12 protein-coding genes are annotated in these 14,251 nt (G+C 58.0%); 4 read left to right on the forward strand and 8 right to left on the reverse strand.

The genetic code is table 11. The features are described 5' to 3' along the window. Positions 1 to 54 precede the first annotated feature (54 nt). From ABIE59_RS14765 to ABIE59_RS14800, 8 genes are all read right to left on the reverse strand, one after another. Positions 55 to 327 (reverse strand): septum formation initiator family protein, encoded by a 273-nt coding sequence (locus ABIE59_RS14765; protein ID WP_022990067.1) that lies wholly within the window; start codon positions 325 to 327, stop codon positions 55 to 57. 199 nt (positions 328 to 526) lie between these two features. Continuing rightward, positions 527 to 1,822: a phosphopyruvate hydratase gene (gene eno, locus ABIE59_RS14770; protein ID WP_354448079.1), complete on the reverse strand. Its 1,296-nt coding sequence runs from the start codon at positions 1,820 to 1,822 to the stop codon at positions 527 to 529. Positions 1,823 to 2,049: 227 nt separating this feature from the next. Next, entirely contained in the window at positions 2,050 to 2,895 is an 846-nt protein-coding gene (kdsA, locus tag ABIE59_RS14775; RefSeq protein ID WP_354448081.1) for a 3-deoxy-8-phosphooctulonate synthase, read from the reverse strand. A gap of 2 nt (positions 2,896 to 2,897) precedes the next feature. Then, complete coding sequence (gene pyrG, locus ABIE59_RS14780) at positions 2,898 to 4,526, reverse strand: CTP synthase (RefSeq protein WP_319635261.1); 1,629 nt, start codon at positions 4,524 to 4,526, stop codon at positions 2,898 to 2,900. Between the two features lie 88 nt (positions 4,527 to 4,614). Beyond that, positions 4,615 to 5,952: a tRNA lysidine(34) synthetase TilS gene (gene tilS / locus ABIE59_RS14785; protein WP_354448083.1), complete on the reverse strand. Its 1,338-nt coding sequence runs from the start codon at positions 5,950 to 5,952 to the stop codon at positions 4,615 to 4,617. Next, on the reverse strand, positions 5,936 to 6,889 hold the full coding sequence (gene accA / locus ABIE59_RS14790; protein ID WP_354448085.1) for an acetyl-CoA carboxylase carboxyl transferase subunit alpha: 954 nt from the start codon (positions 6,887 to 6,889) through the stop codon (positions 5,936 to 5,938). Before accA ends, tilS begins: the two co-directional genes overlap by 17 nt. Positions 6,890 to 6,991: 102 nt before the next feature. Then, complete coding sequence (gene dnaE, locus ABIE59_RS14795; RefSeq protein WP_354448087.1) at positions 6,992 to 10,474, reverse strand: DNA polymerase III subunit alpha; 3,483 nt, start codon at positions 10,472 to 10,474, stop codon at positions 6,992 to 6,994. 2 nt (positions 10,475 to 10,476) lie between these two features. Beyond that, on the reverse strand, positions 10,477 to 10,968 hold the full coding sequence (locus ABIE59_RS14800) for a TlpA family protein disulfide reductase (RefSeq protein ID WP_502915372.1): 492 nt from the start codon (positions 10,966 to 10,968) through the stop codon (positions 10,477 to 10,479). A 69-nt stretch (positions 10,969 to 11,037) separates the two neighbouring features. Between ABIE59_RS14800 and arsC the strand changes: the two genes are divergently transcribed. Genes arsC through tfpB form a run of 4 tightly spaced genes read left to right on the forward strand, consistent with a single transcriptional unit; the run spans position 11,038 to position 14,251 of the window. After that, positions 11,038 to 11,391 carry an arsenate reductase (glutaredoxin) gene (arsC, locus tag ABIE59_RS14805; RefSeq protein ID WP_354448089.1) on the forward strand — a complete coding sequence of 118 codons (354 nt, stop codon included), beginning with the start codon at positions 11,038 to 11,040 and terminating at the stop codon, positions 11,389 to 11,391. A 19-nt stretch (positions 11,392 to 11,410) separates the two neighbouring features. Then, entirely contained in the window at positions 11,411 to 12,016 is a 606-nt protein-coding gene (gene wrbA, locus ABIE59_RS14810) for an NAD(P)H:quinone oxidoreductase (RefSeq protein WP_354448091.1), read from the forward strand. A gap of 41 nt (positions 12,017 to 12,057) precedes the next feature. Beyond that, positions 12,058 to 12,417: a DUF2069 domain-containing protein gene (locus tag ABIE59_RS14815; protein ID WP_152438420.1), complete on the forward strand. Its 360-nt coding sequence runs from the start codon at positions 12,058 to 12,060 to the stop codon at positions 12,415 to 12,417. A 40-nt stretch (positions 12,418 to 12,457) separates the two neighbouring features. Continuing rightward, entirely contained in the window at positions 12,458 to 14,251 is a 1,794-nt protein-coding gene (tfpB, locus tag ABIE59_RS14820) for a type IV pilus assembly ATPase TfpB (protein WP_502915374.1), read from the forward strand.

Raw genomic sequence — 14,251 nt, forward strand, 5'->3', positions numbered from 1 at the left:
CGTAGCGGTTCCCGGAGAGACACTCCCCGGTGCTCGGAACACCCAAAGCCGAAATCAGTTCTCGACCACGAGAAAAAACGTCTCGTCTTCACGAATAAGCCCAAGATTCATGCGGGCACGCTCTTCCACCGCTCCCTGCTCGTTACGAAGATTCCGCACCTCCGCATAAAGCCGGTCATTACGCCCCGCCAACCCGGCATTCTCAGCCCGCTGCTCAGCAATCGCCTTCTCCAACGACCAAACCTGCGCAAAGCTGCCCTCCCCAACCCACAGGCGAACCTGCAGCAGGAGAATCAGCACTACCAGAATGGCCCAAAGCGTTTTCATGCCAAATCAGCTCAGAAAATAACCAGATTTATCGAAAGAGTCGAAGGTCAAGTATAGACCTTATAGTAGATTAGCAACAAATTCTTGTAAGTCACTGTACAAAAAGGCCATCGTGTCCGAATTTTCATCCGGAACGCGATGGCCTTAACATTTTGTTACTTACCAGCGAGCGCTGGCAGACTCAAAAATGTCGCAGGTCTTAACCCTGACCCTTGATCTCGCTCAGGCCACGGTAAGGAGCCTTACCTTCCAGCGCCTCTTCAATACGCAGCAGCTGGTTGTACTTGGCAACCCGGTCTGAGCGGCACAGAGAACCCGTCTTGATCTGGCCGGCGCAGGTCGCAACCGCCAGGTCCGCAATGGTGGTGTCTTCAGTTTCACCGGAACGGTGAGAAATCACCGCCGTATAGCCGGCATCCTGAGCCATCTTGATGGCATCCAGAGTCTCGGACAGGCTACCAATCTGGTTGAACTTGATCAGAATGGAATTGCCCACACCCTTCTCGATGCCCTGCTTCAGGATCTTGGTGTTGGTGACAAACAGATCATCACCCACCAGCTGCACCTTGCTGCCCAGCTTGTCAGTCAGGATCTTCCAGCCATCCCAATCGCTTTCGTCCATGCCATCCTCGATGGACACAATCGGATAACGCTCACACAGGCCAGCCAGGTAATCGGCGAAGCCTTCGGAATCAAAGCTCTTGCCTTCACCAGACAGCTGATACTGACCGTCTCTATAGAATTCGGAAGAGGCACAATCCAGCGCCAGGGTTACGTCTTTACCCAGCTCATAGCCAGCGTCTTCAACAGCTTGCTTGATCGCAGCCAGGGCCGCTTCGTTGGACGGCAGGTTCGGCGCAAAACCACCTTCGTCGCCTACAGCGGTGTTCAAACCCTGAGACTTCAACACTTTCTTCAAGCTGTGGAAGATCTCGGCGCCTACACGCAGAGCCTCTGCAAAGCTCTTCACCGCAACCGGCTGAACCATGAACTCCTGGATATCCACGTTGTTATCCGCGTGCTCACCACCGTTCAGAATGTTCATCATCGGTACCGGCATGGAGAATTCTCCGGAGGTGCCGTTTACATCGGCGATGTGCTCATACAAAGGCTTGCCCAGAGAAGTCGCAGCGGCCTTCGCGGCAGCCAGGGAAACCGCCAGGATGGCATTGGCGCCCAGGTTTGCCTTGTTCTCGGTGCCGTCCAGATCCAGCATAATCTGGTCCAGACCACGCTGATCCGCAGAATCTTTACCGACCAATGCCTCACGAATCTTGCTGTTTACCGCATCAACCGCTTTCAGGACGCCCTTACCCAGATAACGAGAAGCATCACCATCACGCAACTCCAATGCCTCACGGGAACCGGTGGAAGCACCAGAAGGCGCACAAGCGGTGCCGATGGTGCCGTCTTCCAGAATAACGTCGGCTTCTACTGTAGGGTTACCGCGGGAATCCAGAACCTCACGGGCTTTGATGTTGGCAATCTTGGTCATTCGGTTGTTTCTCCAGTCTTAACTTTTAATTTGGTGCCGGAGCGAACAACTGGAAAGCCTTGGCGAAAACCGCTACGAGCACATCCATGTGCGCTTCTCTCAGGTCATCCTTGGCCTTCGAAATTTTCGCCAAAGCTTTCCAGTCATTCGCTCTCGTAGTCCGCAGTATGCCGTCAGGTTTGGCAACTTCAGGAATATGCGGCCTTTCAAATAGCCAACACCGCCAATCAGGCGGTGTCGATAGGTGTAAAACTTTTTACCAGGTCGTCTACAGCTTTCACCCGCTGCAGGAACGGCTCCAACTGGCTCAGGCGCAAGGCGCAGGGGCCGTCGCACATAGCCTGATCCGGGTCCGGGTGGGCTTCAAGGAACAAGCCAGCCAGGCCTTGAGACATGCCCGCCAGTGCCAGGTCAGTAACCTGGGCCCTGCGACCGCCGGCGGAGTCTGCTCGTCCGCCCGGCATTTGCAACGAATGAGTCACATCGAACATCACCGGTACGTTCATCGATTTCATGATGCCAAAGCCCAGCATGTCGACCACCAGGTTGTTGTAGCCGAAGCTGCTACCGCGCTCGCAAAGGATAACCTTGTCGTTGCCGGCTTCTTCGCACTTGGTGATGATGTGCTTCATTTCCTGGGGCGCCAGGAACTGGGCTTTCTTGATGTTGATGACAGAGCCGGTTTTGGCCATGGCCACGACCAAGTCTGTCTGGCGGCTCAGAAACGCCGGTAACTGAATAATGTCACAGACTTCCGCCGCCGGCGCAGCCTGCTCCGGCTCGTGCACGTCAGAAATGATCGGAACACCAAACTTGCTTTTGATGTCCGCCAGGATCTGCAACCCCTTCTCGAGGCCAGGGCCCCGGAAGGAGTTGATGGACGAGCGGTTGGCCTTGTCGAAGGAGGCTTTGAAAACGTACGGGATGCCAAGACGACCGCAGACATCCACGTACTTTTCAGCAACCTCAAAGGCAAGTTCACGGGATTCAAGCACGTTCATACCACCGAATAATACGAACGGGTTGTCGTTGGCAACCTCAATGCCCGAGACGTTTACCTTGCTCTGCGCCATGCTCAGGATCCTTTCCGGTTGGCCAGTGCCGCCTCAACAAAGCCTTTGAACAGCGGGTGGCCGTCGCGAGGCGTTGAGGTGAATTCCGGGTGGAACTGACAGGCCACGAACCACGGATGCTCCGGCGCCTCAACGACTTCCACCAGTTTGCCATCGGCAGAGCGGCCGGAGATTTTCAGACCGGCTTCCTCAAGGCTGGGCAGGAAGTGGTTGTTGACTTCATAGCGGTGGCGATGGCGCTCGCGAATGGTTTTCTTGCCATAGCAGGCAGCAATCGTGGAGCCGTCGGTCAGTATGCAATCCTGCGCACCCAGGCGCATGGTGCCACCAAGATCAGAGGCTTCGGTGCGCGCTTCGGTCGCGCCACTGGCGTCCAGCCATTCGGTGATCAGACCAACCACCGGCTCCGGGGTGTGCTCACGGAATTCGGTACTGTGAGCGTCTTTCAGGCCGGCCACGTTGCGGGCGTATTCGATAACCGCCACTTGCATACCCAAACAGATACCCAGGTAAGGGACCTTGTTTTCACGGGCGTACTGAACGGTGCGGATCTTGCCCTCCACACCCCGTTCGCCAAAGCCGCCCGGCACCAGGATGGCATCGGCGGATTCCAGCACACGGGTGCCATCACGCTCGATGTCTTCGGAGTCAATGTAGTTGATATTGACCTTGGTGCGGGTCTTGATGCCAGCGTGCAACAAGGATTCGATCAGGGACTTGTAGGCGTCCAGCAGCTCCATGTACTTGCCGACCATGGCAATGGTGACTTCCTGTTGCGGATTCATCAAGGATTCCACAACGTCGTCCCATTCGCTCAGGTCTGCTTCACGGGCATCCAGGCCAAAGCGTTCGATCACCAGCTGGTCCAGGCCGTATTCGTGCAGCATGCGCGGAATGGCATAGATGGACTTGGCGTCCTGCATCGGAATAACCGCTCGCTCCTCTACGTTGGTGAACAGAGCGATCTTGCGACGGGAGCTGGCATCCACTTCGTGCTCTGAACGGCACAGCAGGATATCCGGCTGCAGGCCGATGGAGCGCATTTCTTTCACGGAATGCTGGGTTGGTTTGGTTTTGATTTCGCCAGCGGTCGCGATGTAAGGCACCAGTGTCAGGTGCATAAACAGTGCTCGCTGTGAACCTACTTCCACCTTCAGCTGGCGACAGGCCTCCAGGAACGGCAGTGATTCGATATCACCTACAGTGCCGCCCACTTCAATCAGGGCTACGTCTGAACCGGCCGCACCCTCAACCACGCGCCGCTTGATTTCGTCAGTAATGTGAGGAATTACCTGCACGGTACCGCCGAGATAGTCGCCACGACGCTCTTTGCGGATAACCTCTTCGTACACCCGGCCGGTGGTGAAGTTATTGCGCTTGCTCATGGGAGTACGAATAAAGCGCTCGTAATGGCCCAGGTCGAGGTCGGTTTCCGCGCCGTCTTCGGTGACAAATACCTCACCGTGCTGGAACGGGCTCATGGTGCCGGGGTCCACGTTGATGTACGGGTCCAGCTTGAGAATAGTGACCTTCAGGCCGCGTGCCTCGAGGATGGCTGCCAGTGAGGCAGACGCAATACCTTTGCCTAAGGAGGACACGACACCGCCGGTGACGAAAATATAACGCGTCATGCAGATTCCGTGATTATCTGGTTCGGTGAAGGAGGGAGATTGTTCATCTCAAGATGGGTCGCCAGACTACCAGAAAGCCCCCCTGTACTCAATCACAATCCCTCTCCACAATCAGCCGCCAGCCAGTGGCAGGGGCGCTTCCCGAGTATTGTCCAGAACACCATAAATCGCCAACGGCAATCAGCTCACTGGCACCGGGTGTTTCGTGGTAAACCAGCGGCAGTAAAGCCCTCTCCCAAGGTGGCACTCCTTGCTCCTGCAACCAGGTTTTCAACGATCGCGAGTGTCCGTCAGCGCCAAAGCGGAGCCGTTCGCCGCCCTGCCTCGTAGATACTCGTATTGGCGGGGGCACTGTTTCCGGTGTAATGGCTGCAGGCACGAGCCTCAGTGTCCAGGGACCCCAGTGCAGCGGGCGACCAAGTTCCAGGCTGACTGAGCGCGTCGGCACTTCCACGTTTGGCACCAGGTACAGGTACCCCCGATACCGGCGCAAACTGAAACCATCACCGCGAATTTCCGGCGCGCGGTCTTCGCCGGCCTGGATCAGCTGCGCCAGCGACTGGTCCCAATCTGCCAGGGCTGGCATCGTCCACCCCTGCTGATGTATCCACCACCGAACCAGATTGCGCTGCTCCAGAGGGCTCAAGGCCTGAATCGCCGTCAGCCGAACCTGACCCGCATCGGAACAAGCCTGCCACTGCAATTCCGCCAACCGATGATTGAGCGCATCGCTTTCGGCACAGGCCCGGGCACTGTGACCCACCCGTTTCAGCAGGCCCGGCCAGCGTTCCTTGAGCTCCGGCAGGACAGCATGGCGCAGGTAATTGCGATCAAACGTCAGGCTGGCATTGCTCGGGTCCTCCACCCATGACAGGTTGGCGCCCCGGGCCACCTGCGCCAGCCGGTCACGGCTTACCGTCAGCCAGGGCCGAAACAGGGCTCCCCGGCCAAGGGGCCGGCTTTCAGGCATGCCCGCCAGACCCGTCACGCCGGTTCCACGGAGCAACCGAAACAGCACCGTCTCAACCTGGTCGTCTGCGTGGTGGGCCATCAGCAGCAGATCGCCAGCGCCAAGCACGCCACGGAACGCATCATATCGGGCCGTTCTGGCCGCTTCTTCCAGGCCACCGGTGCCGGATTCGCCCACCGCCACCTGCACGCGCTCAACGACAAGGGGAACAGCCAGCCGCTCGCACAGTGACCGACAGAACTGCTCTGTCTGCTGATGATTAGGCTGCAGTTGATGATTGATGTGCAGGGCAGAGACATTGCAGTGGCAGGCTGCCGCCACATGCAACAACAAAACAGAATCCAGGCCACCGCTGAGGGCGACCAGGATACGGGAATAATCAGGAAGTGCGCTGACCGGCCCGCTCAGGTCCTGCGGCCAGTCAGATTCCCGGGCGGTGTTACCGCCCGCTTTCATATTTGGTAAGGCGCTCGTACCGGCGGGACACCAGTTCGTCCAGAGGTAACCGGCTCAGTTCTGCGACACCCTTGGCCAGCCTGGCCTTCAGGGTTTCCGCCATTTTCTCCGGGTTACGGTGAGCACCGCCCAGAGGCTCATCAATCACATTGTCGGCAACGCCCAGTTCCTTCAGGCGCTGGGCGGTAACGCCCATGGCTTCAGCGGCCTGAGCCGCGTACTCGGCGCTTTTCCAGAGGATAGAAGCACAACCTTCCGGCGAAATAACCGCATAAGTGGAGTACTGCAGCATGTTCAACTGGTCGCACACACCAATGGCCAGTGCACCACCGGAACCACCCTCCCCGATTACCGTTGAGATAATCGGTGTCTTCAACCGGGACATCACCGCCAGGTTGAAGGCAATGGCCTCACTCTGGCCGCGCTCTTCAGCGCCGATGCCGGGATAGGCGCCGGGCGTGTCGATAAAGGTGAGAATCGGCATCTTGAAACGCTCGGCCATTTCCATCAGGCGCAGGGCCTTGCGGTAACCTTCCGGGCGCGGCATGCCGAAGTTGCGCTTGACCTTATCGCGCACCTCGCGGCCTTTCTGGTGGCCGATCACCATGACCGGCTTGTTGTCCAGCCGAGCGGTGCCTCCAACAATGGACAAATCGTCGGCGTAGCGGCGATCGCCGTGCAGCTCATCGAAATCATCAAAAATAAGATCAATGTAATCCTGAGTGTAGGGTCGGCGCGGGTGCCGTGCCAAGCGGGCAACATCCCAGGGCTGCAAATCAGAAAAGATGGTCTCTGTCAGGCTGACACTCTTCTTCTTCAACCGACTGATTTCATCGGTGATATTGATGTCGGTGTCGTTGCCCACCATGCGAAGCTCTTCAATCTTGGCTTCCAGGTCGGCGATCGGCTGTTCGAAATCAAGGTAATTAGGGTTCATGATGTTCCATCATTTGATTGCCAGGCAGGTTTCACCCTGCCAAAACCAGAATTTGGGACAAAGATAGCAGTGCAACCGGCACAGCTAAAGCGGACATTGGTATTAATCATAGACCAGTTCCACGGACTTCTCGCCTACCAGGTGCCTGAGCTCGAACAGCAGGTTGTCATCCGGCTGCACACGCCAGGACTCACCCAGCTCAATACGGGTTCTGGCCTCGGCACTGCTGTATTCAATCCACACCGGACTGCCTTCGTTGCGGAACGGGCGAAGGGTGTCATCCAATTTGTCCAGCAGGCCGTTCTGCAGCTGTTCAGCGTGCAGCGCCAACCGGATGCCACGGCTGAACTGCTGCCGGGCAGTGGCCACGTCCATCACTGAACTGACGCGCATTTTCATTTGTCCGGAATAGTCATCGTGGCTGACCTGCCCCTCAACAACGATCACCTGATCTGACTGCAGCAGCTCCCGGTTCTCGAAGAACGCCTCGGAGAACAGGGTGGCCTCTATCCGGGCACTGCGGTCATCCAGGGTTATAAAGCACATGGTGGAACCCGTGCGGGTTTTCATAGTGCGCTGCGCAACTACCAGGCCAGCCACCCGCTGGGGCGACTTGTTGGGCTTCAGGTCAGCGATGGCATTACGGACAAACCGCCGGACTTCCCGCTCGTATTCATCGAACGGGTGGCCTGTGAGGTAGATACCGAGGGTATCTTTCTCGCCCTTGAGGCGTTCTTTCTCTGGCCATTCCCGCACGTTGGCCACGTCGGCGTAGGGGTCTTCACCCTCGCCACTGCTCTCCAGCATTTCGCCAAACATATCCATCATGCCGGCGGCATCGTTGCGGGATTGCTGGTCTGCCTGCTGCACGGCCTTGTCGATACTGGCCATCAGTTGCGCGCGGCCAGCACCCAGTTTGTCCATAGCTCCAGCCCGAATCAGCGCCTCCATGGCACGCTTGTTGACCTTCTTCAGATCCACCCGGCGGCAGAAATCGAAAATATCCTGGAACGGGCCGTCTTTGGAGGCCTCCACAATGCTATCAATCGGGCCCTCGCCCAGCCCTTTGATGGCGCCGAGACCGTATACAATCTGCCCGTCGTCATTAACGGTAAAGGTGTATGCGGAACGGCTGACATCCGGCACCAGCAGGTCCAGCTTCATGTTCCGGCACTCTTCCACCAGCGTGACCACCTTGTCGGTGTTCTGCATATCGGCGGTAAGAACGGCAGCCATGAACTCGGCCGGGTAATGGGCCTTGAGCCACAGGGTCTGGTACGACACCAGCGCGTAGGCGGCGGAGTGGGATTTATTGAAGCCGTAGCCGGCGAATTTTTCTACCAGGTCGAAGATATTCTCGGCCAGGGTCTTGTCGATGCCGTTGTTGGCACAACCTTCCAGAAAGAAAGCTTTCTGCTTGGCCATCTCTTCGGGCTTTTTCTTACCCATGGCCCGGCGCAGCATGTCGGCGTTACCGAGGGTGTAGCCTGCCATCACCTGGGCAATCTGCATGACCTGCTCCTGGTAGAGGATAACCCCGTAAGTGGGCTCCAATACCGGCTTCAGGCCTTCATATTGATAATCAGGGTGTGGATAAGACAACGGCTGCCGGCCATGCTTACGGTCGATGAAGTCATCCACCATGCCCGACTGCAGCGGCCCCGGACGGAACAGAGCCACCAGGGCGATCATGTCTTCCAGGGAATCCGGCTGCAGGCGCCGGATCAGGTCTTTCATGCCGCGGGATTCCAACTGGAAGACGGCGGTGGTTTCCGCCTTTTTGAGCAACTCGAAGGAGCGCTTGTCATCCAGTGGAATGGTGGCAATGTCCAGTTCTGATTCACCCTGCGCCTGCCGGCGCGGGTTAATCATGTGCAAGGCCCACTTGATGATGGTCAAGGTCCGCAGCCCCAGGAAGTCAAACTTCACCAGGCCCGCGTCTTCCACATCGCCTTTGTCAAACTGGGTGACCAGGCTGCCGCCTTCGTCATCACAGTAAAGGGGCGAGAAATCGGTAATCTTGGTGGGCGCAATTACCACGCCACCGGCGTGCTTGCCGGCGTTACGGCACACACCCTCGAGCTTGAGGGCCATTTCCCAGATTTCCTGGGCTTCTTCGTCCTGCTCGAGGAATTCCTTGAGCTGGGGCTCCTGCTCGATGGCTTTATTGAGCGTCATACCCACTTCAAACGGAATCAGCTTGGACAGTTTGTCTGCCAGGCCGTAGGACTTGCCCTGCACCCGCGCCACGTCCCGCACCACCGCCTTGGCCGCCATGGTACCGAAGGTAATGATCTGTGAAACCGCTTCCCGACCGTATTTCTCAGCGGTGTATTCAATCACCCGGTCCCGGCCTTCCATGCAGAAATCGACGTCAAAGTCAGGCATGGAAACCCGTTCCGGGTTCAGGAACCGTTCGAACAGCAGGTCGTATTCCAGTGGGTCAAGATCCGTAATCAGCAGCGCGTAGGCCACCAGTGACCCGGCACCGGAACCCCGGCCGGGGCCTACCGGCACGCCGTTATTCTTGGCCCACTTGATAAAGTCCATAACGATCAGGAAGTAGCCGGGAAAACCCATCTGAATGATGATGTCCAGCTCGAACTTCAGGCGCTTGTAGTACTCTTCCCTCTTCTGATCATACTCGGGGTCATCCTTGCTGAGAATGGTTTCCAGGCGCATCTCCAGACCTTCTTCCGACACATGCCGGAAGTATTCGTCCATGGTCATGCCATCAGGAATCGGGTAGTTCGGCAGGAAGTATTCGCCCATCCGGACCTTGACCGAACAGCGGCGGGCAATCTCGACGGTGTTCTCCACGGCCTCAGGAATGTCCGAGAACAGCTCAATCATCTCTTCTGCACTGCGAAGATATTGCTGGTCGCTGAATCGACGGTCCCGGCGGGGGTCATCCAGTGTGCGGCTCTCACCGATACAGACCCGGGCCTCGTGGGCCTCAAAATCGTCCGCCGTCAGGAAGTGCACATCGTTGGTGGCCACCACCGGCAGGCCCAATTCAGCCGCCAGCTCGACGCTCAGGTGCAGACAATCCTCATCACCTGCCCGCTCGGTACGCTGAAGTTCCAGGTAGTAGCTTCCCGGATACAGATTCTTCCAGTACTGAGCACGCTCCCTGGCCAGTTCCGGCTTGCCTGCCAGCAGGGCCTTGCCCACGTCACCCATTTTGGCACCGGAAAGCGCAATCAGTCCGGCCGCACGGGCTTCCAGCCAGGATTTCCGGACAATCGGCTTGCCGTAACGTTGGCCCTCGGTATACCCCAGCGAAATGATTTCGGTCAGGTGCAGGTAGCCTTTTTCATCCCGCGCCAGCAGAGTCAGTCTGAACGGATTTTCCGGCTCATCCGGGTTCTCCAGCCAGAGATCGGCACCGATAATCGGCTTCACACCAGCACCCATGGCCGCCTTGTAGAAACGCACCAGCGAGCACATATTGGATTGTTCGGTGAGACCCACGGCGGGCATGCCCAACTCGGCCACCCGACTAATCAGCGGCTTGACCCTTACCAGGCCATCCACCATGGAGTATTCGGAGTGTACGCGAAGATGTACGAACGTCTGTGCCATGGTCAGCTACCGATCAGTTGCATCAGATCTTCTTCGGTTTGGGGACCAAAGCGTGTTTCTATCAGTTTTCCCGCCGGGTCCACCACGAAAGTGGCGGGTAGTGCCATCGGCGTCCTCCAGCCAAAGTCAGGGCCCGGGTCCTGGCCCAGCATGGTGAATTCGATGCCCATTTTCTGGCCCAGATCCACAAGGGCAGCGCCTTCAACACCGTCAAAATTAACGCCAAGTACCGAAATCCTCGGTGACTTGTCGAGGTGATTCAATTCAGGAATCTCCTCTAGGCAAGGCTTGCACCATTCCGCCCAGTAGTTCACCAGCACCCACTGGCCACGGTAACTGTCCCAGTCTACCGCCACACCATCGGCCCGTTGCAGCTCCGTTCTCTCGCAACCGGCCAGGGCCAGCACCATAATAGCCGTGAGAAACAGCAGCAGGCGCCTGGGCCAATCTGAAATCGCTGAACGGGGAACGGACGGGTACCGAGGGTACTGCAAGGTAAATCCTCCTGTTAGACTACGGCCCTCATTAAAGACCGTATTCATCACTGTTAACCGGGCATGACCATGACAGAACCAACCCGTATTTTCCATAACCCACGGTGTTCAAAATCACGCCAGACCCTTGAGCTGCTTCAGCAAAAGGGTATCGAGCCGGAGATTATACGCTACCTCGAGACACCACCGACAGAGCAGGAACTGTTACACATTCTTGATCTTCTGGGTTGCGAACCGCGCGAACTGATGCGCACCAAGGAATCCGAGTACAAAGAACTTGGCCTGAACGCCCCGGAACTGACACGGGAAGACCTGGTCAAGGCCATGGTAAATACCCCTAAACTGATCGAACGCCCCATCGTTCTGGCCAATGGCAAGGCAGCCCTCGGGCGGCCACCAGAGAACGTACTGGACATTCTTTGAGGCAACCACGGGAGCAGACATGAGCAACGCAACACCGTACGTTCTTGTGCTTTACTACAGCCGCAACGGCCAGACCGCAGAAATGGCCAACCAGATTGGCCGCGGTGTTGCGAGAGCGGAGGGCATCGAGGCGAAAATCCGCACGGTCCCGCCAGTATCACCAGACACCAGTGCCAGCCTGCCCCCGGTGCCGGACAGTGGCGCCCCTTACGTCACCCGTGAAGACCTCGCCAACTGCGCCGGGCTGGCTCTGGGCAGCCCTACCCGGTTTGGCAATATGGCGGCCCCGCTGAAACACTTCCTTGATGGTACCGGCGATTTGTGGCTTAACGGCAAACTGGTGGGCAAGCCTGCCGGCGCCTTCACCTCTACCGGCAGCCTGCATGGCGGTCAGGAAACCACCTTGCTGACCATGATGATGCCGTTGCTGCACCACGGCATGGTACTGTGCGGGCTGCCTTACTCCGAAAGCGCCCTGAATGAAACCTCGACCGGCGGCACCCCTTACGGCCCCACCCACTGGGCAGGCACGGGTGCACAACAGGCGCTGAGTGACCATGAAAAGGCCCTGTGCCAGGCCTTTGGCGAGCGCATCGCCCGGCTGGCGCTCAAACTCGCCAGTTAGTCGCCAGCGACTCCCGAATTTTCAACCACCCGGAACCCTCTATGATCAAGAATGAAAAAGCAAAAACCACGGCGCGCCTGACCATTGCCCTGTACCTCGCGGTATTGGCTACCTTGCTGGTGACGACGTTCTACCCAGCGCCGGTGGAAGGCGTTTCCATTCCCCTGATGCTGACCGTCAAACTGCTGCCCCTGCTGGCGTTTGCCGTACCGGTGTTCCGGGGCCACAATCGCGGGTACATCTGGATGGCCTTTGTGGTGATTTTCTACTTCACCCAGGCCGTGGTCTCCGCCTGGCTGAGCGAAGGAGCGCCGGGCCCGATGATTCTCACAGTGCTTACATTTCTGCTGTTCACCGTCGCCATGGTTCACCTGAAAGTAAACCGGCCGGTTGCCAACTGAGTGCCCACAACACCCGGAGAGTGCAACAATGGCTGATCAAATGCCCCCCATGCCAGCGCCACCTCATCGGCACACCCTCACCCTGAGGGACATATGCTCTGCCCTGGTGGAAAGCGGCGAAATCAGCCAGCAGGATGCTGAAAAGGTGCTCACGGCCAACCTCGGGGCCGCTACCCAGGACGGACGAACTTCTCCGCGACACCCCCTGGAACTGGTTGCCATTGCTGGCATTACCAGCCTCAGGGATGGCCGAACCCTGGATCTTGATCGGCTGACGAACTGGCTGGCCCGATGGGCGGGCCAGGACTACTACCACATCGACCCGCTCAAGATCGACACGCCGGCCATCGCCCGGGTAATGTCCTACGCCTTTGCCCAGCGCCACGGCATTCTGGCGGTAGAGATACGCCAGAATGAGGTCCTGGTTGCCAGTACAGAACCTTTCAAAACCGAATGGGAAAGCAACCTTCGGCAGGCCATTCGCAAGGACATTCGCCGTGTCGTTGCCAACCCGGAGGATATCCGGCGCTACACGGTGGAGTTTTACCAGCTCGCCAATTCCGTGAGCAAGGCCAGCGGCAGCCAGGCCCCGGGTGCCGCCAGCAACCAGAACTTCGAGCAACTGCTGGACATAGGTTCCAATGAGAACCCGGATGCCAATGACCAGCACGTGGTCAAGATTGTCGACTGGCTGTTGCAGTATGCCTTTGACCAGCGGGCATCAGACATTCACATTGAACCACGCCGGGCGGTCACTCAGGTGCGCTTCCGCATTGATGGTGTGCTACACAACGTCTACGAGTTTCCTGAACATGTCGGAGTGGCTGTCACCAGCCGGCTGAAGATTCTGGGGCGCCTGAATGTGGCAGAAAAACGCCGACCTCAGGACGGCCGGATCAAAACCCGGAAACCGGACAACAGCGAGGTGGAGTTGCGCCTGGCCACCATGCCCACCGCTTTTGGGGAAAAGATGGTGATGCGGATTTTCGATCCGGAGGTGTTGCTGAAATCTTTCGAGCAACTGGGCTTTGGCAAGGAAGACCGGGAACGCTGGCAAACCATGACCGCCCGCCCTCACGGTATCGTACTGGTGACCGGGCCCACAGGCTCCGGCAAGACCACCACCCTGTACTCCACCCTCAAACAGCTGGCGTCGCCGGAACTGAATATCTGCACCATTGAAGACCCCATCGAAATGGTGGAGCCAGCGTTCAACCAGATGCAGGTGCAGACCAATATCGACCTGACGTTCGCCCACGGCGTTCGGGCCCTGTTACGACAAGACCCGGACATCATCATGATTGGTGAAATCCGCGACCTGGAAACCGCGGAGATGGCGGTACAGGCAGCGTTAACCGGCCACCTGGTGCTCTCCACCCTGCACACCAATGACGCCCCGAGCGCCATTACCCGACTGATGGAACTGGGCATTCCGCCCTACCTGATTCGCGCGACGGTGCTGGGGGTGATGGCCCAGCGCCTGGCCCGCACACTTTGCCCGCACTGCAAGGCTCCGGGAGAGGCCGACGAGCAGGCCTGGCAAACACTGACTCGCCCCTGGAAAGCCCCGGTACCGCGCCAGTTTTATCATCCGGTAGGGTGCCTGGAATGCCGCAATACCGGCTATATGGGCCGAGCCGGTGTCTATGAAATCATGACACTTTCCGAAAACCTGACCCGCCAGATCAACGACCGTTGCGAACTTGAGCAGTTAAGGTTGGACGCTTACAAGGAAGGCATGAAATCCCTGCGCCTGAGTGGTGCACAGAAAGTGGCCGCCGGCCAGACCACCGTGGAAGAAATCCTGCGGGTGACCCCCGAAAGCCAGCGCTAA

It is taken from the genome of Marinobacter sp. MBR-99, from assembly GCF_040547575.1.
Classification (GTDB): Bacteria; Pseudomonadota; Gammaproteobacteria; order Pseudomonadales; family Oleiphilaceae; genus Marinobacter.